This window comes from Acinetobacter sp. MYb191, from assembly GCF_037572605.1.
Taxonomy (GTDB): Bacteria; Pseudomonadota; Gammaproteobacteria; order Pseudomonadales; family Moraxellaceae; genus Acinetobacter; species Acinetobacter johnsonii.
On record NZ_JBBGZP010000016.1, the window covers coordinates 1 to 24861 of the forward strand.

The following is a 24861-nucleotide window of genomic DNA, read 5'->3' on the forward strand; positions in this document are numbered from 1 at the left end:
TTTATAGTTTTATAATGTAACTTAATTATGATTGTAATAAACAAAAAATTTTTAAAGAATTTTTATGAAAAAATTTTAAATTTAAGTATTGAAGAAGTTGATTGTGGAAATAGTGCAACTAAAAGGGTAATTGCATCTATGAAGACTACAGCTGTAAGTAGATACCATGCAGCAACAAGAATTGCTTGGCAAAGTAAAATCGCATTTTTAACTACTACAGTTTTATCTTTAGGTCTTATTTTTATACCTTTGATGCAACTAGCAAAGGTTGAGATATCTTTTAGTAATGATGTTTTGAGTGCGATTCAAATTTTTCTAGCCGTAGCTGTTTTAGTTTACTCTGTAATAATTGGTACTGCGAAATATGAAACTCGATGTGAAAATTTAAATGATTGTGGTGATAAAGTTAAAGATTTAATCCGAGAATTAAAACGTGAGGCCGCTGGAGGAGAAGCTCCAAAAGAAGTTGTAGAAGATATCCAGCGCAGGTATGCAATAATTGTAGCAGACGTAGAGAACCATCAAAGATGTGATTTCTCATTAACAATCATAAGGTATAGAGATCTATATCAAATTAGTATTCTCTGTTGGCTAAAATTAAGAATATATATTTTCTTTATCTTAATCATGAACTACTTTCCTGTAGTCATATTAATTGCGTTAGAGTTATTTATTATCACAGATATGTTTAAAATAACTTCTTATTTTGCATTCCTACATTAGACTATTTTTAATAATTGAATTAAATGAGAGTGTCTAAAGTTTGTGAGCAAGACTCACTCCTTAAACGTCTCATTCAAAGCCTGTTGAACTGCATCTACACGTGTTTTACAGGCTTTGTACGCAACCATAGACTCTTCAACGATTTTCATTAAATTGTCGATGTCCGGCTCTTCCTGTGATTCCAATAGTTCAGCATTCTTTTTAAGGACTTCATAGCCTTCCTTGAAAGAGAGTTCTTTTTTACTCATTACTAATTACCTTCGTTACATTTGCTTGAATGGTGCCATCCTGTAATTCGACCTGGATGTTATCACCTGAGATTTGTTGAATAGAGCGAATAGCTTTCCCTTCACTACGGACAATACCGTAACCTTTAGCCATCACGTTTCGTGGATTTTGGATAAGTGTTTCACGCATCAGCGATTCGACTTGATTCGTTGCTAGTTTGATCTGTTGCTGGGCTAAATAATGTAGGGTGCTTCTCATCAAAGCGACGCTCTTATTTGCTTCATTGATTTGCCCATGTGCAAGCGTCTTAATCATCCTCATGTATTGATCATTTTGGCTTTGGTACGCCGTGATTTGATGTTGAGATAATAACTTGATGGTTTGGAAAGCATCTAAGACGTCCTGAGTCCGTTCAGCAATTAGATTACGAATACCACCAATTACCTTACTTGGTGTGTCAAATGAACGGTTTGCAACTTCATCCAATATCGTACGGTCTTTCTCGTGACCAATACCGACCCAAATCGGAACGGTTCGTTTGGCCAACAATGCTGCCAGTTCGAAATCATTTAAATAGGCAAGGTCGTTCACAGCACCGCCACCACGGATAATCACGATGAGATCGGGTGGCGTATTGAAATCAGTAGCCCATTGTCTCAGACCATTACTTAGAGAAGTGATGATACTCTGTGCTGCCGTGTTCCCTTGAAATGTGGCTGAATAGTATTTGAAATGACATACACCAGATTTTTCTAAAGCATCAGCATCTTTTTTGAAGTCACCTAAACCTGCCGCATTCTCAGGAGCAATTACCAGGACATTCTGAATATCAAATGGAGTAGGAATGAGCTTATTTTTATTTAACAGACCTTCAGTGGTTAGTCTTTCTAATATTTGTTGATAACGCCGTGCAATGTCTCCAAGGGTATAGCTTGAATCAATATCTTCAACATTAACTGAAAAGCCATACTGTGGATCAAACTTGGCTCTGACTTTTACCAGGACATTTAAATCTTTTGAAAGCTCTACACCGCTTTCCCTTTCAAACTTAAGCACCATTTTCTGAGCTGTAAATTTCCAGATGGTTCCTTTACAACTCGCTATAACTTTGTCGGTACTTTCATCCTTTTCAGCTAACTCAAGATAGTAATGCCCACCCTTAATACTAAGATTGCGGATCTCAGCTTTAACCCATACAGGTTCATTGAAAGTAATTTGAATTACTTCCTGTACTGTGGATAGATAATCACTGAGAGAAAACTGAGGTTCAGACATTAGGTCAATTATTTTAAGTGCTTAAGTGAATAGTATTAAAGCAAAGCTATAAGTGCAAATTGAGAATATGCTCACTTGACCTTGATCAAGGTATATGGCATATTTCTGCTATAGTGGACGTACATATGGAAATTCACTTAATTACCGTAAAAAGCTCATCATTTGATGGGCTTTTTTTGTTGCTAGATAATTTGGAATAAAATGTGAATGAGATCTCAATATAAACCAAGTATATTACTTGGTATTAAGTTCTCCATGATAGTTAATATCAGTTTTATCCTGCACCTTCCCCAAGTTGTAGGTTTTTTTTGCTTCATTTTTTATGCAATTAATGATTTAATTATTTTGTTGTAAATAAAAACAACGATTCCTTGTATCAGCGCACATGACCAAGGGGAAAAGCCTTACAGAGATGTAGGGCTTTTTTAATGGCAGCTTAACTTAAATCGCATTGGTATAAATTCTAATAATTTATCAGATACTTAGTAGATAAAGTTCGTTCAGATAATTGCGATTTTTTGTTTGTGATATAGTTTAATCATTGCTTACAACAAGAAGAATAGAAATGAATATTTGTATCGGTGGTGATTTAGATGGCAGGGTAATAGTGCTTGATAAACCATCTTTTAATGCTAAAGAAGTAAACAAGACAAAATCAACAAACTACATTAAGCAAATGTATGTAATAGATGGTGACGTCTACTATTTTTGGCGTGATACTGAGCTTAAATTGTGGGAAGTTACTCAACGAATAGAGATCTTACTAGCAAAGGCTAAGCGAAAATCTATTTAAATGTCCATGAGAGTAGGTTTTTTATTACCTTTATCCGTAAATGAAATTAGTTTAAATTAAACCAATTGTTAAAATAATTATGAGAACGGAAGACAATGAATAGAAAATTTGAACTACATGTGATTAGCCAGATCTATGACTTTTTAGTTGAGAGAGAGGGGTTTACCTCACTAAACCTTGATCGGAAGGTTACGGAGTTTTTTCGAGAAGTACATGTAGGGCAAGAAGAAGATTTTACAGTTCTTGAATCAAATCAAATCTCAGGAAACTTTGGTGAAGTTTCCTACATCAATTTATTGAATGTTCCGCATTTCAACGATAAAGATAAATTTCTGAAATGGGCCCATAAAGCTTTGAATCTATGATTTTTGTCTAATGACTTGGTATCATTTCATCTTATGAAAAGACATCGTAAAAAATCTGAGCACATAAACTCAAACTGGACAATCGAACAGGACAGTTTCTTAATTGAAAATAGTTCTATGCCTATAGAGGGTCTTATCAACCAATTGCCATTTACTAAAGATGAAATTATTAATCGAAAAGAGGTGCTTGGACTTACAAGAAGACAAAAGCAACTACGGAAATTTTTAAGCACTTAGACGTTTAACTGGTAAATAAGCTACTTTTATATAATCTCTTACATGTCTATCACTGTAAATTGTGAGAAATGTATTCTTTCGGTGTTGATAATTATTTTAATTGTGAGAGTATAAAAAAAGAACAATAAAGGGAGAAAAGTATGGCTTCACAAGATGTGCTTGTAATCTCGGTTTCGGCCTTTGTCCTTGCATTAACGATTTATGAGTTTGGGCAAATGTCGGTGTTGTTTTAAGCGAACCACCTTCGGGTGGTTTTTTAATTGGCCAAAGTATAAGATGGGTTTTTAACAAGCAAATAAGTAATTGTGAACAAAGAAAAATTATTTGAATTATCGTTACAAATGATCACTGAGCTTAAGCAAGAGATTATTGAGAGTGATATTCTGGACTGTGGACCTAGATTAGAACTGGTTGAGCAATGTATCTACATTTCATTTGAGCATGGCATAGGGGTTAATGGCTTACTTGCGGCCGGATTGCCAACGCAAGCAATGATTTTGTTAAGGTCTCAATTTGAGGCAGTGGTTAGGGCCTACTGGCTTTTATTTATTGCTACGAATCATCAAGTATCCAAGCTAAATTTTAGTTATACCTTTGAAGAGCAGTTCGAAAGTGATACTTGTCCAATGTTAAGCGACATGCTTGATAGACTGAGTAATGCAAATCTTCTTGCTAAGCCAGTGATTGATCACTTATGCCAGTTTAAAAAATATCATTTAAAACAACTTAATTCATTTGTACATACTGGAAAACAAACATTCACAAGAGATGTTATGGGGTACAAGGAAGAGATGCTGTTAATTCAAATGAGGCAGTCAAACAACTTAATTACTGTTGCGGCACAAATAATGCTGAAGCATTCTGTTCCTGACAAGCAAAAGTTTATTGAATATCTAATAGAAAAGTATAGATCTTGTTTTTACTTGGAAGATGATGTTGATCCCGTTATGAAAGCAAGGGTTGAAAAATATTACACTGATGGAAAATTAAAATAAGCCTCCTTCTGGAGGTTTTTTTATGGGCGAATTTTATGAACGCAGACGATTATTTCTGGAAAACCAAAAAGCGTCCACCTAAAACAAAACCACGCTCTAAACCTTTACCAAAGGCAAAAGAAAAATATCTAGAAGTTGAAGAAACCCTATTTCAAGAATTAGAAGAACACCTGATTGGCTATGAGCGTAAATTTCAATTTGAATCCACTAAAAACTGGCGATTTGATTTTTATGTAGTGAAGTTGCGACTTCTTATCGAAATAGCTGGTAGTCCGTGGTCAGTTGGTCGTGGTGAGAAAAAGATAGCAAACGCATTTAATAAGTATGATCTGGCTGAAGATATGGGTTACAAGATTGAGCGTTTTGAGCCACATACAATTGAGTCGGGTTATGCGATTAACTGGATTCTAAGTCAATTAAAGAGTTTGAAAGATGGAGCAGATCAGACCATTCCCACCGACGGATCTCATTGACCAGGCTGAGGAAGAAGAAGCAATTCGCCTTGCGCCCGCCGTGGAATTAAAAGAATGGGTGATTAAAAACTATCTGACCATTGGTGGCCAGCTCCACAATCCAGATCATGACCATATCTCTGAACTACTACACGATGATGAAACCTTTTTAGCATTTGCTTGGGCATCATCTGCATGCATGGCTAAAAAGCGCATGGTACTCGGTCAATGTGAAAAATTGATGTTTAACCAAGGTGGATGGAAGAAAGCCCGGCAAGAACAGCAGATGCGTGACTGGTTTGGTTGTGTACCTGTTTACCTAATCACTATAGATGCATCATTCTGTGAGCAAGCTTCAGATCATGACTTCTGTGCCTTGATAGAGCACGAGCTTTATCACATTGGTGTAGAACGTGACCAAGATGATGAGATCATCTATAGCGACAATACTGGCTTACCAAAGCATTACTTAGCTGGTCACGATGTTGAAGAGTTCTACGGTGTGGTCAAGCGTTGGGGTGCAAGCGAAAGTGTTAAGCGCTTAGTCGAAATCACAAAGAATGCGCCGTTTGTGTCTAAATTTAATGTATCTGCGTGTTGTGGGAACTGTGTGATCAATTGAGCCTTAGGGCTCTTTTTTTTGGTTATCTTGCATGACGTAGCATGACAAAGGTGAGTTTATGGCAGCACTAAAAGAGCCTGTAAAAATGTTTATAGTTCAGTCTCTTGCATGCTTTGAAACACCCCAACAGGTAGCGGATGCTGTCATGCAAAGATATGGCATTGAAATTGATCGCAGGCAATGTGAAAACTATGACCCAACAAAGTTTGCTGGACGTAACCTAAGTAAAAAATTAAAGGATCTGTTTGAGCGCTCTCGCAAAGACTTTCGAGCAAATATCGAAGACATTGCGATAGCTAACAAGGCATTTCGTTTGAAAGAGCTTCAAGGTATGTACGATGATTCAGGAAAAAACAAACGGCTTAAACAGAATTTACTGAAACAAGCCTTCCAAGAAACGGATGGCCGAGTAACAAAGCAAGAGATCACGGGCAAAGATGGCAAGCCAATCGAGACTGTAAATTCCAATGTTTCAACTGAGAGCTACCTTGAAGCGAGGGAGCAGGTTTTAGATGAGTACTGATCCAGCACGCGAACTTGCGATACGTATTGAAGCTCAAGAGGACTTGTATTTCTTTTCTCGATACATGTTCAAAGAACGTCGTAAGTACAAGTGGATGCACAACTGGCACCATAGAGTTGTCTGTGATGCTTTGATGCGAGTTTTCCGTGGTGAGATTAAGCGTTTAATCATTAACGTTCCGCCTCGATACTCCAAGACGGAGCTGGCTGTAATTAACTTCATGGCTTGGTGCTTTGGTAAAGTTCCTGATTGTGAGTTTATTCATATCAGTTACTCGGCAACCTTAGCGGCTAATAACGCATTCCAGACGCGAAACCTAGTTCAAGAAACTGCCTTTAAGCGAGTATTTCCTGAATTTAAGTTAAGGGATGATAGTAAAGCGAAAGATGATTGGCGAACAGTTGCTGGTGGTGTCTGCTACGCGCAAGGTACGGGCGGTACCATCACTGGTTTTGGTGCAGGTAAGATTCGAAAAGAGTTTGGTGGAGCCATTATTATTGATGACCCGCATAAAGCCAGTGAAGCAAGCTCAGACACGATTCGTGGCAATGTGATTGAATGGTTTCAAAACACTTTGGAATCTCGAACAAACTCACCTGATACGCCCATTATCGTCATTATGCAGCGCTTGCATGAGCAAGACCTTGCAGGTTGGTTGTTAGATGGCGGGAATGGCGAAGAGTGGGAACATTTGTGTTTACCTGCAATTCAGCCCGATGGCTCAGCACTCTGGCCAGAAAAACATAGTATTGAGCGATTAAGGGTCATGGAGGATGCAGCGCCGTATGTCTTCTCTGGTCAGTATCGACAGTTACCATCACCACCTGCGGGTGGTTTTTTTAAGCCTGACAGAATTGAAATTGTGGATGCGTTACCAGCGGAATTCATCAAAGAAGTTCGTGCTTGGGACTTAGCAGCTTCTGAAAATGAAGGTGACTGGACTGCAGGTCCAAGAATGCTAAAGACCAAGGAAAATATGATTTACATCGTAGACATGGTTCGCGGGCGATGGGGGCCTGATGGTGTGGAAAACACGATTAAGCAAACAGCTCAAATGGATGGTAAGTCTGTTTCAATTCGATTACCTCAAGATCCTGGTCAAGCTGGGAAGTCACAAGCTAAAAACTTCATCACGATGCTTTCAGGCTTTAGCGTTAAAGCAGAGACGGTATCAGGTGACAAGATTACCCGTGCACAACCATTCGCCGCTCAGGTCAATATCGGCAATGTGAAGATGCTCCGTGGTGACTGGAATAAAGCTCTCATTGAGGAGCTACGTAACTTTCCAAATGGTACGCATGACGACCAAGTGGATGGGTGTAGTGATGGCTTTACGGAGCTTAATGAAGCTCGAATCGGTAAGAAACCAGCTGGTGCTGGAAGTCGTACATATCAATAGGAAAACACATGGCAAAGTCTAAAAAGGACAAAGCGTCAAAGAAGGCTTTGTCTAAAGGTGGTCTATACACTCAAGAAGCGATTTCTAACTTTTTCACACACTTCGGACGACGCACTGACAATGACGAGGTATTGCGCAAAGCAGGTATCACTCGTCATCGCTTATCTGTATTACTGGATGATGATGAAATTGCTCAGGCTGTAGAGACTCGCATCGATGCATTACTAGCTACGCCGTTTCGCATTGAGCCTAGTGATACTCCTGAGGCTGTACATCTAAAAGCTGAACTTGATGAATGGTACTTTGAGATCGCAGCAGGAGCCTTAAATGCTTTGTTCTTTGGCTATTCAGTCCAAGAGGCTGTATATGAAGTAAAACAAGAGGGATATCTAGGGTTGCAGTGGATTGGTGAAAAGCCAATGCAATGGTTTGAGCCTAAAAACGATGGACGTTTAATCTATCGTCAAGATGGAGGTGGCGCAGATCGGGAGGTTGATCAATTTCTAAAGTTCTTCCTCACTCGTCGCAAGGCTACATTTGAACAGCCTTATGGCAAGGCATTACTGGCAACACTTTATTGGCTGTTCTTCTTCAAACAGAATGGATTTAAATTCTGGGCCAAGTTCTTGGAGCGTTTTGGTACGCCTATTTTACTGGGTAAATGCAAAGACACTGAAACCGATGATATGAGCCAAGCATTACTCAATGCTCATGCGCAAAGTGTACTTTCAATTGATATTGAGGATGATGTTCAAGTTCTATCGACTCAGGGCTCTGGTTCTGCTAATGGCGCGTTTGAGACATTTAACAAGACTTTAGCGCAACAGATTCAAGAGGTTGTACTTGGGCAGACACTTACAAGTGGAACAGATGGCAAGGGGAGTTATGCATTAGGTCAAGTCCATGAAAATGTCCGTGGCGACAAACTTAAGTCCGATATTCGATTGGTTACCCCTACACTCCAAGCTGTTGTTGATGCCCTATGCATCTTGAACAATTGGTCTGAGCACAAAGTACTTCTAGGTGAAAAAACAAAGCCATTGAATAAAGAACAGGCAGAGAGGGATACGCACTTAAAGAATGCCGGTGCGAATCTTTCAGAGTCATACTTCATTCGTGAGTACAACTTGCAAGATGGAGATTTAAAGCCAGTTGAGCAAGTGGTTCCAAGTACCCAATTCTCTGCTCTACCTCATCAAGCATTTAGTTTTAAGGCATCATTGCAAAAGCAGTCACCTGAACAGCAAGAGGTGGATGAACTGACAGATGCTCAAGATGATTTACAGCTATTAACCAATGAGCAAATTAAACAGTTAGCGGCTGAGTCCGAGACACCAGAGGCTTTGCTGTTCAATTTGTCTCGATTGATACCTGATGCAACAAAGTCGCAATTTGCAGCGAATCTAGATCAGGCTTTGTATGCAGGAGATGTATTGGGGTACGCAACAGCTGCTAAGGGGAAATAGATGCAACCAGTCACGTTTCTTGAAGCGCTGCAGTATGCGCACAGTAAGAAAGTGGTGCTGCCTGATGAGTTTTACTCAATGGATCTTAAGACACGACAGATGGCGACTACAGTTAGTTTTATGTCGAGTCTTGAGCAAGTTGAGTCGGTGATTAAGTCACTCAATAAAACATTAGCATCGGGTGGCACCTTTAATGATTTTCAAAAGCTCGTAGCTGAGTCTGAAATCGTTTTACCCAAGCACTACCTAGACAATGTATTCCGCACCAATATCCAAAGTGCATATGGTCATGGGCGTTGGCAGCAACAGCAACGGAATAAAGATAAACGTCAGTATCTAATGTATTCGGCAATCAATGATTCACGTGTGCGTCCAGCACATTTGGCATTGAATCGAATTGTATTACCGATTGATCATCCGTTTTGGCTAACGCATTACCCTCCCACTGGATTTCGCTGTAGATGCACATGTATAGCCTTGACTGAAGCCCAAGCGCTTAAATACGGCATCACACCAGATGACAAGTTGCCAGAGGTTGCCGAAGCTTTGGATTGGAGTTCACATCCGTTGCAATTTGGAGAGTTTGAGGCATTGGTGGATCAGAAGATTTCTAAATCATTACTGGATAAGGAATATCTACTGGAGCAGAAAGAAGCAATTAAGGCCGAATGGACTGCATCCAAAAAGCTCACCAGTCTGTTAACCCCAATGGATGATAAATCGAGAGATCTATTCAACACGGTGGCCAATACGGTTATTCCTTTAGATCCATCCATTAGACCAAGTGCAATCAAGACTTTCTTGGATTATGTGCAGGGCAATGATGCTGCAATCACGAACTACCTAAATGCGTCTGTAAGCTCAAAAGCGGACGATGTTTTAAAGCAGTGGCTCAGACAGGACATGCAAGCATTAAGCGCCGTGGCGAGTAATTCTGCTTCAATCGTGACAGGTGGTGTGACCTTGCAGCATGTAGTTGCTTATGAAGTTGGCCAAACCGTTCAATTTAATTCGCCATTACTGTTAGCAGAGAATGCTTCCGATGTGGTTTTGCAAATTGAGAATGCGAAAGGCTTAGGCATCGATCTAAACGAATTGAATGCTGGTCATGGCGTATTAATGCCAATGGGTTTGTCGTTTGAAGTAGTTTCGATTGAAGCGCTGAATGGCAAGATGATTTACACACTTAAAGCATTGGTGAATTAATGACTGAAAAATGTGAATCGTGTCGACGTGGTTTGAATGGTCGTTATGGAAATGGTTATTCGCCATGCAGTTGTGGGAAAAAAGTAGTTGTGATTGGTAGCCCATCAAGAGTGAATAATCTAGTACGTGCCATGTGCTGCGTTCTATCGCGACCACCAAAGAAACCATGAGTAAAAATTAACTGAAGCCGCCTAAAGGGCGGTTTTTTATTGAGGATAAGAAAATGCGTGTAATGGGTATTGATGATTCAAATTCAGTGGTGGTTGAAGAAGGCGCGAAGCTACCTAAGTTCATCCGGACAGTAAAAATTGAAACTGCAGAAGAAGAGCAACAGTTACGATTATTTTTAACAGGTGCCTTAAAAGTTGATAAAGACGGCTGCCATTCAATGGGGCGTGACTTTGGATCAAATGCTTTATGTCAAAGTTCAGATGTGTCAAATGGAAATGTGGCTTTAGGTGTTGAGTCTAATGGGAGTAACGCATTAGCGGATAGTAATACTTCAGAAGCTATCCTTAAGCAAGATTATTCACTTGAGGAGAAGCTGCGAATCATTGATACATTGGCATCAGCTCTTAAGAATGAAAGATCAGTATTTTATGACCACACTAAAGATACTGAAGAGAAGCTTTTAGCCTTAATCCACAGTATTTAAAACACAAACATTCAAGACCACCTTTGTAGGTGGTTTTTTTTATGGAGCATGAAAATGCCTGAACTTAATGAAGAGCAGGGCAAGTACCTATTCTCACTATCCGCCGTGGACATTGTTCCTCAGGTTGAAGGGGATAAGAAGCGAACCTTTAAAGGCACGGCTTATGGTGGTGGTCGTGTTGATGGTCATTGGTTTTGGGGTCGAAATGGTGTTGTTTTCGATCTTGAAGGAATTGAGATTCCAACCCCCACACCTTTACTAGAAGAGCACTTCAGTACAAGCCGAGTTGGTGTGGTGAAAGAAGTCGGTATTAATCAAAACATCACAGTGACTGGTGACTTTCTCCGCAATGCGAAAGCACGTGAAGTTGTGGATGACGCGGATGATGGCTATCCGTTTCAGATGTCCATGTTCATTGATCCTGGTTCTGTAGAGGAGGTGGGGCAAGGCGTGAGCGTTGTCGTAAATGGACAGACTTTCACTGGGCCAGTCGCAGTATTCAGAAATAACCGCATCCGTGAATTTACGATCTGCTCAACAGGTGCAGATCGAACAACGTCGGTAAACGCATTCTCAGCAAAACCTGGTACAACAAATCAACCTACAGAGGACACAGACGTGACCGAATTAGAAAAGGCGCAAGCCCGTATTCAAGAGCTGGAGACTAAAAACTCTGAGCTTGAAAACCAAAACAAGCAGTTTGCAGCAGCAAAGCGTGAAGCAGAAATTACCGCTTTAGGTAAAGACCTTGGTAAAGAGTTTAGTGCGGAAGATATTACGGAAATGAAAGCGCTAGATGACTCTGCATTTGCATTTTCAGCTAAACAACTTCGTCAATTCTCAGCAGGTACTCAGCCACCAGCTGGTCAACAACAGCAGCAACAAATTCCATCACACCTTAATCATTTGTTTAGTCACCAAGCTACAGGTGGTCAGGGTGGGCAAGGCAGTCAGCAGGGCCAAGAACATCAATTCGCTGCAGGTGCTAAGGCATTTGCAGCACAGAAGAAAGGGGTTTAATACATGACCACTATTACAACATCACATCAATCACGCCCATTTAATTTGGATGTGGGTAAAACGCGCCGTGCAAACGGGAAGGTGACTACAGCAACTGCATACAAAGAGGGTGATTTGCTGGTGGTATCTGCGGCAAATGTTCTTACTCATGCCACAGACGAATCAACTTGGGATGTTATTTGCGGTGCAACATTAACAGCGGAACAAGCCACTGAAGCAGCTGCGAAGGGAACTGAAATCCCGTACTTCATTGGTGGGGTGTTTAGCGTTGAGGCTGTTTCAATCTCAGGCACTCTTTTAGCTGCAAATAAATATGATGCTGCTCGCGCTAAAGCATCAACAAACAACATTGAATTATCAAAGGTGTAAACCATGCCACAAAGTTTTGTAATTAATGACGCTCCACTTGAATTGTTGGGCGTTGATGAATTGGCTTTAATTCACTCGAATTATGCGCCTATGGATACATGGCTTTTGGACAAGCTTTTCCCACGTCGCAAATCGTTCACGACGAGTACAGTGCCTATCGCTGAGCTTGAGACTGAATCTGATATTGCGCCATTGGTGGCTCCGCAAGTACCAGGTAAACCATTTGATCGCACAACTGCGATTCAAGTGAGTCATGTCAACCCGGCATACTTAAAGCCAAAAAATCAGGTAACCCCTGCAACAGCATGGGATACTGCACTGTTAGCTCGTATGCGCGATGCTGGTATCATTTCGACAGGCAACAATCAGTTAAGCACAGCTGAGCAATATATGATTGCTCAAGTTGAAACCATGAAGCGCAATCACGATTCTATCGATAATCGTAAGATTCTTATGGCCACTGAATTGGTTATTACAGGTCAGATCGTGCTTGAGTCAGATGACTACACGAAGAACGTTGTTTCTTATGGGCGTAGTGCATCACTGGCATTTACTCCAGCAATTGCATGGGATCAAGCGGGTGCAAAACCTGTCGAAGATATTGATCTTATGGCTCAGCGCATGTTGGATGAAAATGGTGGCGAAGCTAAGATGATTCTAACGGCTGCTAAAGTTTGGTCAGTCTTAGAAAAAAATGCAGATTTTAAAGCAAAATTTGTAGCACCTTATGCCGGTATTAGCGTTCCGTATCGCCCAGAGCTCAGTGCATCACGTTCAGCCAAGTTTAAAGGTTACTTGGGGGATATTGAGATCTGGACTTACGATTCAACCTACAAAAATAAAGGCCAGACTAAGCGCTTTATTCCGCATGATTATTTTGCATTGATTGCCGACACGAACGGTTATGTGACCCAGTGTAAAATTGAAAACATTCATGCAAATGGTTTAGCGTTGGAGTACTTCGATCGTCAATGGTATGAAGAAGATCCAAGTGGAATTATGCTTTTAACCGAATCTTCACCACTTGTTGTACCGAGCAATAAAAACGGTATCTGTGGTGGTACAGGTTTCATCACTCTATAAGGGGGCATAAATGCCAAAGTACATTGCAAAGCAATCCATCGGGCAGTTTATGCCGGGTGACGAAATCAAGGGCTTGAATGCAGATCGTATTCAGGCCCTTTTAGCATCTGGAGCTGTTGAAGAAGAAAAAGCTCCAGAACAACCTAAGGCGGATGGTACCGCTGCACGCTTAGCTGAACTTGAAAAGGAAAATGCTGAACAAGCAGGAACTATCAAGCTCATGACTGAAGAGAAAGCCAAGTCTGATCAGGAGAATGATGGGCTTAAAACCAAAGTTACTGAACTTGAAAAGGCTTTAGCTACGTCCGAAGCTGCTTTAAAGAAAACCACTACCGAAGCCAAGAAAGCTACTGCTGATAAGTAAGGTGATCTATGTACGCGACTGAAGTTGACTTAAAAACACGGTTTGGTGCGCAGGTTATTGATGATCTTAAGTTGGGGCGTGAAGGTGGGGTAGATCCTGTTGATGTTGTGCAAGTCGCACTGCAGGATGCGGAGGAAGAAATTAACGGTTACATCGGTAGCCGTTATTCTTTGCCACTTGCAAGCGTACCCTCCAACTTAAAACGTATAGCGTGTGATATCGCACGTTATCGTCTTTACACTGAAGAGCCTCTTGAACATATCACCAAGCTTTATGAGGAAGCAGTCAATTTCTTAAAGCTGGTTGCTACCAATAAAGCACATTTGCAAATTCAAAATGTGGAAACCAACCAGATTGTAGATGACACACCCAAAAACAAACCATCTACAGCACCAATAGGCACGACTTATACAGGTGGTGTTTTTGGTGACGATGTCCTTGGAAAAATGCCGAGCATTAAGTGAGGTGATGGATGCCAGGTGCAGTTATTGAAATCCGTGCTGATGGTGACTCTGCGATCTCTAAGGCTTTAAGTTTGTATGCTGACATTGAAGAGCGTCAGTCCAGACTTTATGAGCGCATGGGTGCAGCCTTGGTGGAGAATATCCGCGATCGCTGGTCTCGTGGAGAGGGCTTATACGGCAAGTGGCCATTGTCCGTCAGGGTGATGCGCCAAGGCGGTACAACACTGCGAGATAAATCGCGTCTAATGAACTCTATTACCAATAACACCATCAGCAATGGTTTTGAAGTGGGTACAGACGTTGAGTATGGAGCGATCCATCATTTTGGCGGTGAAATCAAACATGAGGCACGTCAAAGCACGGTTTACTTCCGACAGAACCAAAGGACCGGTGTTGTCGGTAATCGTTTTGTTCGTCAAACACGATCTAACTTTGCTCAAGACGTGACCGTTGGTGCTTATGCCGTGAAAATGCCTGCACGTGCTTGGTTGGGTTTAACTGTAGATGACGAGCAGGATTTATTAAACATTGTTGAGGATGTAGTGCTAGATGAGTGATGAAAATCTATATGCGGTACGTGATGAGATAGTAGCGCGCCTCGAGCAATTCATGGATGAGTGGGGTGTAAAGAAGATCTATACCCCTAAAAACTTAGGTGTGACGACTGAGCTATCCCAAATCACCCCCAACATTCAAGTGAATTTCCGCCGTACTAAAAGTGCGGGAGTGGTGAGTAAAGGCGATGCACTTAAGCTGAAAGTGGTCTGGGAAGTGACAGCTTGTTGTAAGCATGCAGCATCACAGGTGACAGATGGTTCTAAAGCATTCGATATGGCTGGTGATCTAACTATTAAGATCATCAAAAAACTGAGTGGCTGGGAACCTGAATCCAGTACTGAACCACTGATTTATATGAATACGGAGGAAGACATTTCTAAAAGCTGTGTCTACTCAACCGTGGTTTTAGAGTCCGAGCTATTCATTCAAACTGAACCTGATTAAGGAACCTTATGAAAACGCAATACAAAGCCCTAAAGCCCATTGGCCCTTGGGTGAAAGATCAAATTGTAGGGGATTTGCCCCAAGAAAAAATTAAACAGCTTTTAGAGGATGGTGTGATTGAAGCAATCAAGCCTGAGGTAAAAGCAGAAGTTAAACCAAAAACAAAAGAGGTGCCTGCAAATGGCTAAGAAGTACATTTCATTGCGTGGTAAGTTCTCCCTTGCCCTGATTGTTGAAGGCGTTGTGGGGGCAATGCGAGAGCTTGGAAACATCCCAGACTTTACGCTGGAAATTACGGCTGACAAAATTGAGCATACCGAGTCCATGTCAGGTGATGATACAACTGATTTAGTGCTATACAACACTACCGCAGTTTCGTTCAGTGGCACACTTGAGCAGGTTGACGCTGATAACCTGGCGTATATCCTGTCGGGTAAAAATGTCGCAGTAGCAACGAAAACAGTAGCTGACCATGATTTAGGTGCAGTCACGAAAGGGCAAAAGATCAAGCTTGATGGGTTTAATTTGACTGTACCAACAGTGACTGATGGAGCATCAACACCAGTTCCTATTGAATCAACGAAATATAAGCTAGATGCAATTTATGGCACGATTGAGTTTCTTGATGATTTGCCGAAGGTTGTTATTGGATACACGACTGGCGCCGTGACACATACTACGATCGCATCAGACTTTGGTGCTGAATATGCATTGTTCTTTGAGGGGATTGATAAGATCAGCAAAGACAAAGTGTTCTTAGCCCTGCACCGTACAGTGAAGACACCTGATTCAAGCTTTGGCCTAATTCATGAAGAATTTGGTTCATACGAAATTAGCGGTGATGCTTTGGGTGATCTGACCAAAGACAAAGATGGTGCGCTTGGCTTATACGGTTATTACACCCAAATCCCTAAAGCTGCATAAACACATACAGGCACTTAAACAGGATGCATTAAGCATCTTTTTTTGTGTCCATAAAAAGCAAAAGCCCAGCGACTGCAATCGTTGGGCTTTTTATTTCCACCCACTAGATAAAAGCAAGGGAAAGAAACTTGTGGTTGAAATTATAGCAGTAGTTTTACAAAAAGTAGAGGTTGTAATGGAAAAACATGGTTATTGGAAAGTAACAGGTGCCATTTTGATGGGTATTTTCATCTGGCAACTCTCAAACATTATTAATGCATTTGTGGCTTTAGCTAAGGTATTTCAATGAATGATTTTTTTATTGCCTCAAATCGACCCGTCAAAGTTGGTGAGCTATCTGTGCACCAGCTGCAGATGCATAACTTTGATGAGTGGTCGGGTGCAGCGCAGGTCATCAAAGACTTTTTGAATAATCATCCAGATGAAACCGCACAAATGATCTTTGATGCTCATTCGTTTGAATCGACGCAATTGATAGCCCATTGTTTGCAACACAGTATCGAACAGGTCATCGATCTATTCAAAAAAGAGGGTGAACTCAATATCTTGTTATTGAATGTTGTGATCAATGTAAATGACGCATTCTTTTCCGAGCCAAAACCTAAACACCGGGACGATGTGGATCCGCGTAAAAAGAGCAGTTGGTATGATGTATTTCAGTTGCTGGCATCCAATGGCCACTCACATGAAAGCATCATGCAAATGAGCTACGGTTCATTCCGACACTATCTTAAAGCAGCTCAAAAAGCCGAAAGAATTAAGATGCGTAATTTAGCGATCGCAACTAGGGCGCAGAACGCAATCAATAAGAAGTTCAATGAATTCATTAAGAGTCTTGAGAAAGAACAGTAATTTTCACATTGTGATGTGAATTTGAGCACGTTATGATTTAGCCGTTAAATATAAATAACTGGGTAAATTCATGAAAAAATTACTAATTACAGCTGCTTTGATGTCTGTTTTTACATTAGCAAATGCAAATTTAGCAGGGGCAAGCATTAACGGTAAACAAGTTCGTAAAGGCCAAAGCTATGGTGAAGTCGTTGCAGCTGCAGGCCAGCCTGTATCTCATTATGACTACGTTAAAAACGTGGGTGGTAAGGAAGTTTCAGTGCGTGAATTAAGCTATGTAGATGGCAGCAAAACTTTTACTGTTGTAATTGAAGATGGCAAAGTTACAACGATTCGTAGTGGGCGTTGAGGGGAATACTGAAATGGCAACTAAAGTAGCCCAACAAATGATGTTTTGTAAGTCGTGTGGAAAGCAGACGCTGCATCAAAAAAATATCAAAGAAATGAGTTGGTTGATGCATCTAGTTTTAACAATCTTTACCGGAGGGATTTGGTTAATTATTTGGGTGTTAATGCTTCTATGGCATATGATTGCCAAACCAGCTTCAGCCGTAGCAAATCGTTGGGTTTGTTCTCAATGCGGTAAATAATCAAGGCACCTCAGGGTGCTTTTTTAATGCCTAAATTTAACCACCTCAAGGTGGTTTTTTTATACCTGAAAATTGAGGTCATGATGTCTGGAAAAAACTTAACTTTTAAACTCATCATGGATGGTGATAGTAAAGGGCTGGTAACAGCTGCAAAGCAATCCGAAAGTGTTACTAAAAAAGTTTTTGAAACGATTAAGACTGAAGCGGATCAACTGAAACAAACAAGTGCTGCTACGGCTATTGCTCTTGGGAGTATTGTCCCAGAGAAAAGCAAAGAATTGGCAGAAGGTCTTACCAAGTCTTTAAGCGGTGCAACTCAGATCATTCGTGATGCTGGAGACAACGCCAAAAGCGCTGCAAGCAACTTCACTGATTTTGGTAATAAGTCTGTAAAAGCTTTGGCATTCTTAAAATCAGATTTAGAAAAGGCAAAGATTAGACTTGAGGCCTTTTCAAAAACAAAAGCTACTCCTGCAGATATTGAGATTGCTCAAAAAGAAGTAGATCAACTCGAAAAAGAAGTTCAACAAGCTGAAAGTGCATTTATTGATTTTCACACAGAAGTAGGTAAGGCAAATAATTCTTTAAAGAATACAGATACCTCAGCACAAACTGCACAGACGGGATTGAATGGTGCAAAGTTTGCTGTAAATGCTCTTGCTGGAGCTATGGCTACGCTAGGTGTTGGGCTGGGAATACGTGAATTAAGCCAAGTATCAGACTCCTACACTAACCTATCTGCAAGAATCAATATTGCGACTAAGGATGGTGGTGACTTTAGGTCTGCAATGGCTGGCGTACACCAAGTTGCCTTGATGACAAACTCAAGCTTGAGTGCAACAGGTGATTTATTCACGAGATTGAACGCTGTTGGCAAAGACTTGGGAATGGCCCAGCAGAGTTCCCTTGATTTAACCAAGACCATTAATCAAGCAATTCAAATCAGTGGTGTATCTGCACAAGCAAGCGAGGCATTTACACAGCAATTCATCCAGAGCATGCAGCAAGGTACGCTTCGAGGCGAAGAATACAACTCCATGATGGAGAATGGTTTTGGAGTTGCAGAGGCGTTAGCCAAGGGTTTGGGTGTCACCACTGGTGAACTTAAGAATATGGCTGACAATGGGGAGCTTGGTGCAGAGCGTGTCTATAAGGCCCTATTGAGTCAGAAGGATGCAGTTCAACAAACCTTTGATCAATTCCCAACAACTATTGGGAATGCATTACAGCGTATCTCAACCAGTTGGGAGATTCTGATTGGTAAAATGGATCAGTCTAATGGCGCGAGTGCAACCGTCGCTGATTGGCTGGTTACTATTGCATCCAACATGGATGTTGTTGAAAGCTTATTAAATGATATTGGGAAAGGATTTATTTGGGTTGGTGACCAATTTAAGAGAATTGATACAACTACGATTATTGCCTTAAAAACTGCCCTAACCAGTATTTATGAAGCAATCAAAACACTAGGTGAAACCTTGGGTGAGGCTTTTGTCATCACTCTCGATATCCTAAATGATGTACTAAGCGGCTTATATGATTTCAATAACGGAATCGATGAGGCAAGTTCTAAAACGAATGGCTTTACCAAGGTGCTACAAGCATTCAATGTTGCCATTGGTTTTGTTAGTGATGGGTTTAAAGGAATTCAAATTGCTGCAAATCTATTTGTTGGAATTATTTATGATTTGGCAGCCGCATGGGTGCAACTAGTTTCAAAGTTCACGTGGGGGGATGTTAAGCAGCAAGCTATTGCTGATATGGATGCAATGGCAACAAAAGCTCAGGAGTACTATAAGAAAGCTTCAGATGGTGCATTAGAGTTTAAATCCAAAGGTGTGCAAGCTCTTGATGAGATCGGTAAAACCCAAGATCAGAAAAATGCTGAAAGTCTGGCTCAATCTAAAGCAACCTTGGACCAAATGCTTGCTAATCAGCAGTCCGAGTTGAATGGCAAGAAAGTCACCGAGGATGAAAAGTTAAAGGCTGTTACGGCTTATGCTGAAGCTGCTATTGCTGCGAATAAAGGCGTCATGGATGGCATGATGCAGGCTGATCTAATAGCAAAAGGCTATATGGTCACCATGGATCAAACTGGAAAAGTTTCAGTACAAGCTTTCAATCAAGCCACTGATGGTGCGAATAACACTGGTAAAGCACTCGTACAAGCACGTAAAGGCGCCGAGGCTTTGGGAGTTGATCTTGATATTGCCCTCAACCGTATTTCTGAAAAATTTGCTGCTAACCAAAATCACTTGACCAATTACGCTAATGGCCTTGATGAGCTGGGCTTAAAAGGTGAGCAAGCTGCTAATGCACTGTATATGGGCTGGGAGAAATGGTTAGCATTAGCAAAGTCTGAAGTTGAGATAGAGGCAGCAAAAGCCAAGCTTCAATTGTTAGGTGAACAAGGGAAATTATCAACTTCACAAGTTGAGATGGGAATGCAGGCTGTAAAACGCGCCGTGCAAGAAATTCCCGTTAGCCTATCACGGGTCGAAGCAGCTTTTGAGCGGTTAGGGATTAAAACCAAAGAGCAACTTAAACTTGCAGCAGATCTCGCCTTGAATGACTTCAATACCATTTTAAAAAGTGGTGAGGCTACTCAAGATGCTCTGCAACAAGCATATGAAGAAACCATTCGTTTAGCTTATGCCTCGGGCGATGCCCAAGTCATTGCTGCAGCTAACGCTAAGGCCGCTTATTTGGGACTTGAAGTGCAACTGGATGCCACAGGCAAAGCCACCGTTACTAAACTGGGTGAGATCCAGCAAGCAGCAATCGAGACTCAGCGTACTGTGAGCCAAGTCAGCCAAGCGACTTCTCGTGAGCAACCCGAGATCAGTGCTGAACAAAAGGCTACCAATGACCATTGGGATGATTTCAAGGCCAAAATGAAAGCGCGTACCGATGAGCTGAATGCAATATCACAAGCACGTAGTTCAGGTGGTGGAAACGCCTCATTGTTGTCGAATGGTGGGGATTCAACTCAGCAAATCTCAGCCGTGCCGGATGCTCCACTTATCGCGACTAGTCTTGATATTCAACCAATCGAAGGTATGGAGACAAAGCAAAGTGTGGAAATCAAAATTGATATGGGAACAGGGCAGACAGCGACAGTATCAGCGGCACCCGATCAAGCCACAGCTCTTGAGGAAATGATGCGAGAACTTGAAGCAATTAAAGGAAGATCGTAATGCGATTAACACGAAAGTCAACCGGAGAAGCCATCCAACTAGAGGATGGTTTTTTTTGGTCTGATGAAAACTGGTCTGTGATTGAACAGAACCAGGAGTATGCCATTAGTGGGGCTTTGATTATTCAAGAAGGACGTAAGCAAGCAGGTCGACCGATTACCTTACAGCCAGCCAATAAAACTAAGGGCTGGATCAAACTGCGCGATCTGAACACGCTTCGCTTGTGGCAGAACCTGCAGGAGCAATTCATGCTTCAGTATGAATGGCCACATGACCAGCGTGAGTTCAATGTGATTTGGAATCATAAAGACGGTGCGCTGGAAAGCTCTACAGTTAAAGGCACTCCAGCAACATCACTTGATACTTATTTTAACGTCACCATGCGATTCATTGAGGTAAGCGATGCCAATTGAAACCCATAATTTAAAGCTCCTTGAGTCACAGCGTATTCGTACAGATGCTGAGGATGGTGGAGGTAAATACTCAGGCCGTGAAATTATCGACGGTCAAAGTAATAACCTGTTTAATGATATTTCCGAGATGGACCGCACTACGGGCCGTACTTCTATCCAAAAGATTTATGCTGCAGTCGATACAGCAGATACCGATGCCTTAATGGGTGCGACAGTATTCATCTCTCAAAATGCGCAAGATCCGAATGTCTCAGCCGTATTATTCAGTACCGATAGCTGGACGGATGAGCGTAAAGAAGCGCAGAACCGTATTGAAAACTATAATGCCAAAGGTGCACAGATTGCCGGCACACCGTTGGACACGCATTGGAAAGGCATGAAGTCTCTACAAGTGGCCATGTTTCCCCAGGAGTCTGAAACATCGATCGGCAAGTCAATTGTATTGCTCTCGAATGAAGGTAAAGCTTTAGAGATTGAGCAATTCCTGCGGATCACCGAGGTGTCTACACGTACAGCATTTATGGTTGTTGACCAAAAGCAAGTGGAATATAAGATTGCCACTTATGGCCTGAGTGATGCGTTAAAAGCCGATTTTGTGGGGCTATCTGCGAAGCAATGGTATAGCGGTGAAAAGAGTACCACCATCATCCGTGACACCATTGTGGCGGATACGGGTAAGTATTACTCCAGCGCGAATCTCAAAGAAGCTGCACAAGTCGGTGACTATTCTGTGGTTGCAGAGGATGTCTATACGCAGTTGGTTCCCTCAGCCCAGACAGAAACCCCCATGGTGAATATCAATGCTGCAGGTGACTCTGTGGCGTTTGTTAAAGCTAAAGATGAGGTTCTGTCCAAGACTTTTAATAATGTCACGATCAATACTGTGTCGAGCTTATATCTCGGCTCGTCTGTCATGCCGAAGTCAGTAGAGTTTACTTTATTTGGCTCAGCGATTAGCGACGTCGGCGGTGAAATTAAGAATGCTGCTGGTACATCCATTGGTACCATCAATTATCAAAACGGCTCTATGGCTTGGAATGCAAGCGCGGGGACGGGAACTACTAACCTAACGATAAACTTTATGCCTGCTGCAGCAGTGACAGCCCCAGTTGAGTCTGAACTGATCTATGTGAATCAGGAAAACATTGGTTTTAACTGGTTACGTAATTTGGTCCCGCTGCCATCTCCGGGTAGTTTGCAAGTATCGTATTTGGTTCAGAATCAGGTCTACACGCTTCGAGACAATGGTGCAGGGCAATTACGCGGTGCTGATTCTTCCTTTGGCTCAGGCAGTATTGATTACGACACGGGTACCATGGCACTCACGACAGGTGAACTCGCTGATGTCGGCAGTGCAATCCTGATGACGTGGAGCAATATGATCACGGCTCAGGAGCGTTCAGGATTAACCATCAATAAAGCCTATGTCGAAATCCCTGTAAATGATTCGATTGTGGCAGGTACCTTAACCGTTGACTGGTTATTGAATGGTATTACCAAGTCAGCAAGCGATAACGGCCAAGGGCAATTTACAGGTGATGCTACAGGTACGATTGATTATGCAGATGGTGTAGCGAAGTTGATGCCGACCTTATTACCCAATGGCGGTACCACGTTCAATGTCTCAGGTCAGAAAGGGACTAAGTCTTCAATTCAAGTGACTGCAGTGCCAACTAGCGGTACGATCTCAATTGAATTGGACAATGGATCTGCTGCGTTGATCCCCAAGTCTGTGAAAGTCCGTGTACCCGTCAAATACATGAACTACTTAGGTGAGGTTGAGCTGCGTGATATGCCGATTGATGCCACCACAGGGCGCTTAATCAATGGTGCAGGCCAGCAACAAGGCACCATCAACTATGCATCTCGGACCATGAATATCACCCCAAGCACCACACTTGAAGCGATCGAACGCGAGAAGATTATGCAGCCGTTTTATGGCAAATATAATACCGATCAAGAGGCGATTGCTGCAGGCATGTTAGGGATGACCATTAAGTATGAAAATACCAGTGAGACGCATACTTTAAGCCTGAATGAAGTGGCGACTGCAGTGACGGTGAGTGTGTCCTATCGTGATAGTTCTGCGGCTCAATCTTGGTCGGATACCATCATGGGTTCTGTTCTAAAAACGGATTTAACTGAAGGCTTTGCCGAGCAGATTCTTGCAGGTTCGGTTCGCTTTACCTTAGCCAACTCAACCTATGTTGATAAACTTGGATCGCTTTATCGGAATCCATCGGCGACCACAGGCGCAGGAACGGTAGCGGGTCAGATCCATTATGGTAATGGCGCGGTCGAGTTATCCGCTTGGGATGTGGGTGGGGTGAATAACCCGACCTTAGAGACCTTGGTGACGCAATTGGAAAGCGTGCAAACCAACCAAGTGTCATACCGTGCACCGATGATCCCGATCCGGGCGCAGTCCTTAACTTTGTCCGCAACCAAAGTGGAAGGTGGTGTGTTGAATATCACCCCTGATGGCTCAGGTACCATTGATACCGCAGAGTGTGATGGTTTCTTTAACTTTGACCAAGGCTATGGCCAGTTTGTTTTTCGGCAAAAGATTGAAGTGACTTCTGCTAACCGTGCTGAAATTATGGCGCAGGATTGGTATGTGGCTGAGCTGGAATATACCAAGGATGGCAAGCAGTGGATTCACAAGCCGATTATGGTCTTGCCTGAAACCATCAAATACAGTGCAGTGGGTTATAGCTATATCCCGATTGATGCTGAATTGCTGGGTTTATCCGCAGTACGGTTGCCGATTGATGGTCGGGTACCGATTTTCCGATCAGGAGAGATTGGGATCGTGAGTGCAAGTAAGTCGCAGGAATTACCTGATTATATTGCTGGCCAGACCTACCCATTGAATGATGCACGGATCTCCTGGTGTGAACTTGAAGATGCCGATGGCATTAAAATTCCATTTGATATGTATGTGGTTGATTATGACTACGGCAAAGTGACTTTAAACGGTGATTTTGCCTTAGGTAATTTAACTGGACCTATCTCAGCCAAGTATCGCTATCAAGATATGGGTTTAGTGCGTGATGTCAAAATCAATGGCCAAGTGACTTTCACCAAGCCTTTGACGCACAACTATGATCCTGCTCACACTATCGTCGGTTCAGCACTGGTGATTGGTGATATGAGAGCTCGCTATACACGTAAGTTTGTTCAGTCGACGTGGGATAGCATTTGGAAGGATGAGGCGGTGGGTGCTGCCATTTCAGCCAACTACAACGACACTCTGTACCCGATTGATGTTACTAACAAGGGCAATATTCAAGAACGTTGGGCGATTGTCTTTACCTCGAATGATGCATTCCGGATCATTGGTGAAACTTCTGGCCAGATCGGAACTGGAGTGCGTACTGAAGATTGTTCCCCAATCAATCCAGTCACCAATGCCCCTTATTTCAGCATTAAAAAAGAAGGTTGGGGCAATGGTTGGGCGAGTGGCAACGTACTGCGTTTCAATACCGTTGCAGCCAATCATCCTATTTGGGTAATTCGTACAGTCAAGCAATCGGAACCTACCGTATTGTCTGATTCATTCCAAATCATGCTACGCGGTGACATTGACCGAGTTGCCTAATCTTAAATTCAAATATGACCGCTTCGGCGGTCTTTTTTATGGG

30 protein-coding genes are annotated in these 24861 nt (G+C 42.1%); 28 read left to right on the forward strand and 2 right to left on the reverse strand.

The annotated features are described in order from the left end of the window. The first annotated feature begins 27 nt into the window (after window positions 1-27). Window positions 28-723 carry an SLATT domain-containing protein gene (locus WH214_RS11230; protein WP_339421040.1) on the forward strand — a complete coding sequence of 232 codons (696 nt, stop codon included), beginning with the start codon at window positions 28-30 and terminating at the stop codon, window positions 721-723. A 53-nt stretch (window positions 724-776) separates the two neighbouring features. Here the strand turns inward: WH214_RS11230 and xseB are convergent, their stop codons facing one another. Both xseB and xseA read right to left on the reverse strand, forming a co-directional pair. Next, window positions 777-971: an exodeoxyribonuclease VII small subunit gene (xseB, locus tag WH214_RS11235; protein ID WP_234953523.1), complete on the reverse strand. Its 195-nt coding sequence runs from the start codon at window positions 969-971 to the stop codon at window positions 777-779. Further along, window positions 964-2226 carry an exodeoxyribonuclease VII large subunit gene (gene xseA / locus WH214_RS11240; protein WP_339421034.1) on the reverse strand — a complete coding sequence of 421 codons (1263 nt, stop codon included), beginning with the start codon at window positions 2224-2226 and terminating at the stop codon, window positions 964-966. The genes xseB and xseA overlap by 8 nt, the downstream gene beginning before the upstream one ends. A gap of 565 nt (window positions 2227-2791) precedes the next feature. On the opposite strand from xseA, the gene WH214_RS11245 reads away from it, so the two are divergent. From WH214_RS11245 to WH214_RS11375, 27 genes are all read left to right on the forward strand, one after another. Then, window positions 2792-3019, forward strand: coding sequence for a hypothetical protein (locus WH214_RS11245; RefSeq protein WP_339421032.1), 228 nt, complete (start codon window positions 2792-2794; stop codon window positions 3017-3019). Between the two features lie 95 nt (window positions 3020-3114). Then, window positions 3115-3384, forward strand: coding sequence for a hypothetical protein (locus WH214_RS11250; protein WP_339421030.1), 270 nt, complete (start codon window positions 3115-3117; stop codon window positions 3382-3384). A gap of 33 nt (window positions 3385-3417) precedes the next feature. After that, window positions 3418-3621, forward strand: a complete 204-nt coding sequence (locus WH214_RS11255) for an acyl-CoA thioesterase (protein WP_339421028.1) — start codon at window positions 3418-3420, stop codon at window positions 3619-3621. 305 nt (window positions 3622-3926) lie between these two features. Continuing rightward, entirely contained in the window at window positions 3927-4616 is a 690-nt protein-coding gene (locus WH214_RS11260; protein WP_339421026.1) for a DUF6988 family protein, read from the forward strand. A 35-nt stretch (window positions 4617-4651) separates the two neighbouring features. Next, on the forward strand, window positions 4652-5089 hold the full coding sequence (locus tag WH214_RS11265) for a hypothetical protein (RefSeq protein WP_339421024.1): 438 nt from the start codon (window positions 4652-4654) through the stop codon (window positions 5087-5089). Then, window positions 5049-5690, forward strand: a complete 642-nt coding sequence (locus tag WH214_RS11270) for a putative metallopeptidase (protein ID WP_339421022.1) — start codon at window positions 5049-5051, stop codon at window positions 5688-5690. The genes WH214_RS11265 and WH214_RS11270 overlap by 41 nt, the downstream gene beginning before the upstream one ends. A gap of 58 nt (window positions 5691-5748) precedes the next feature. Next, on the forward strand, window positions 5749-6213 hold the full coding sequence (locus WH214_RS11275) for a DUF2280 domain-containing protein (protein WP_339421020.1): 465 nt from the start codon (window positions 5749-5751) through the stop codon (window positions 6211-6213). Further along, window positions 6203-7612 carry a phage terminase large subunit gene (gene terL, locus WH214_RS11280; protein ID WP_339421018.1) on the forward strand — a complete coding sequence of 470 codons (1410 nt, stop codon included), beginning with the start codon at window positions 6203-6205 and terminating at the stop codon, window positions 7610-7612. The genes WH214_RS11275 and terL overlap by 11 nt, the downstream gene beginning before the upstream one ends. 8 nt (window positions 7613-7620) lie before the next feature. After that, on the forward strand, window positions 7621-9078 hold the full coding sequence (locus WH214_RS11285; protein WP_339421016.1) for a phage portal protein family protein: 1458 nt from the start codon (window positions 7621-7623) through the stop codon (window positions 9076-9078). Beyond that, window positions 9079-10284, forward strand: coding sequence for a phage head morphogenesis protein (locus WH214_RS11290; protein ID WP_339421014.1), 1206 nt, complete (start codon window positions 9079-9081; stop codon window positions 10282-10284). It abuts the gene before it with no gap. 223 nt (window positions 10285-10507) lie between these two features. Then, the gene (locus WH214_RS11295; RefSeq protein WP_339421012.1) at window positions 10508-10939 is read left to right on the forward strand and encodes a hypothetical protein; all 432 of its coding nucleotides are present in this window, start codon (window positions 10508-10510) and stop codon (window positions 10937-10939) included. A 54-nt stretch (window positions 10940-10993) separates the two neighbouring features. Next, entirely contained in the window at window positions 10994-11959 is a 966-nt protein-coding gene (locus WH214_RS11300; RefSeq protein ID WP_339421010.1) for a hypothetical protein, read from the forward strand. A gap of 3 nt (window positions 11960-11962) precedes the next feature. Next, window positions 11963-12328 carry a hypothetical protein gene (locus tag WH214_RS11305; protein WP_339421007.1) on the forward strand — a complete coding sequence of 122 codons (366 nt, stop codon included), beginning with the start codon at window positions 11963-11965 and terminating at the stop codon, window positions 12326-12328. Window positions 12329-12331: 3 nt separating this feature from the next. Further along, window positions 12332-13411 carry a major capsid protein gene (locus WH214_RS11310; protein ID WP_339421005.1) on the forward strand — a complete coding sequence of 360 codons (1080 nt, stop codon included), beginning with the start codon at window positions 12332-12334 and terminating at the stop codon, window positions 13409-13411. Between the two features lie 10 nt (window positions 13412-13421). Continuing rightward, window positions 13422-13775, forward strand: coding sequence for a hypothetical protein (locus tag WH214_RS11315; RefSeq protein ID WP_339421003.1), 354 nt, complete (start codon window positions 13422-13424; stop codon window positions 13773-13775). An 8-nt stretch (window positions 13776-13783) separates the two neighbouring features. Then, a complete protein-coding gene (locus tag WH214_RS11320) occupies window positions 13784-14239 on the forward strand; it encodes a gp436 family protein (protein ID WP_339421001.1) in 456 nt (151 codons plus the stop codon). An 8-nt stretch (window positions 14240-14247) separates the two neighbouring features. Next, window positions 14248-14796 carry a phage virion morphogenesis protein gene (locus WH214_RS11325; RefSeq protein ID WP_339420999.1) on the forward strand — a complete coding sequence of 183 codons (549 nt, stop codon included), beginning with the start codon at window positions 14248-14250 and terminating at the stop codon, window positions 14794-14796. Continuing rightward, window positions 14789-15241, forward strand: a complete 453-nt coding sequence (locus WH214_RS11330; RefSeq protein WP_339420997.1) for a phage tail terminator protein — start codon at window positions 14789-14791, stop codon at window positions 15239-15241. The genes WH214_RS11325 and WH214_RS11330 overlap by 8 nt, the downstream gene beginning before the upstream one ends. Window positions 15242-15249: 8 nt before the next feature. Further along, window positions 15250-15429 carry a hypothetical protein gene (locus WH214_RS11335; RefSeq protein ID WP_339420995.1) on the forward strand — a complete coding sequence of 60 codons (180 nt, stop codon included), beginning with the start codon at window positions 15250-15252 and terminating at the stop codon, window positions 15427-15429. Continuing rightward, window positions 15422-16165, forward strand: a complete 744-nt coding sequence (locus WH214_RS11340) for a phage tail tube protein (RefSeq protein ID WP_339420993.1) — start codon at window positions 15422-15424, stop codon at window positions 16163-16165. The genes WH214_RS11335 and WH214_RS11340 overlap by 8 nt, the downstream gene beginning before the upstream one ends. After that, window positions 16122-16454 (forward strand): hypothetical protein, encoded by a 333-nt coding sequence (locus WH214_RS11345; RefSeq protein ID WP_339400679.1) that lies wholly within the window; start codon window positions 16122-16124, stop codon window positions 16452-16454. The genes WH214_RS11340 and WH214_RS11345 overlap by 44 nt, the downstream gene beginning before the upstream one ends. Then, a complete protein-coding gene (locus WH214_RS11350; protein ID WP_339420991.1) occupies window positions 16451-17017 on the forward strand; it encodes a hypothetical protein in 567 nt (188 codons plus the stop codon). Before WH214_RS11345 ends, WH214_RS11350 begins: the two co-directional genes overlap by 4 nt. Before the next feature lie 70 nt (window positions 17018-17087). After that, window positions 17088-17366 (forward strand): hypothetical protein, encoded by a 279-nt coding sequence (locus tag WH214_RS11355; protein ID WP_339420989.1) that lies wholly within the window; start codon window positions 17088-17090, stop codon window positions 17364-17366. 13 nt (window positions 17367-17379) lie between these two features. After that, a complete protein-coding gene (locus WH214_RS11360) occupies window positions 17380-17607 on the forward strand; it encodes a hypothetical protein (protein WP_336955097.1) in 228 nt (75 codons plus the stop codon). Between the two features lie 26 nt (window positions 17608-17633). Then, window positions 17634-20804, forward strand: coding sequence for a tape measure protein (locus tag WH214_RS11365; protein ID WP_339993383.1), 3171 nt, complete (start codon window positions 17634-17636; stop codon window positions 20802-20804). Further along, the gene (locus tag WH214_RS11370) at window positions 20804-21217 is read left to right on the forward strand and encodes a hypothetical protein (protein WP_339420985.1); all 414 of its coding nucleotides are present in this window, start codon (window positions 20804-20806) and stop codon (window positions 21215-21217) included. Before WH214_RS11365 ends, WH214_RS11370 begins: the two co-directional genes overlap by 1 nt. Continuing rightward, window positions 21207-24818, forward strand: coding sequence for a hypothetical protein (locus WH214_RS11375; protein ID WP_339420983.1), 3612 nt, complete (start codon window positions 21207-21209; stop codon window positions 24816-24818). Before WH214_RS11370 ends, WH214_RS11375 begins: the two co-directional genes overlap by 11 nt. The last annotated feature ends 43 nt before the right edge of the window (window positions 24819-24861 follow it).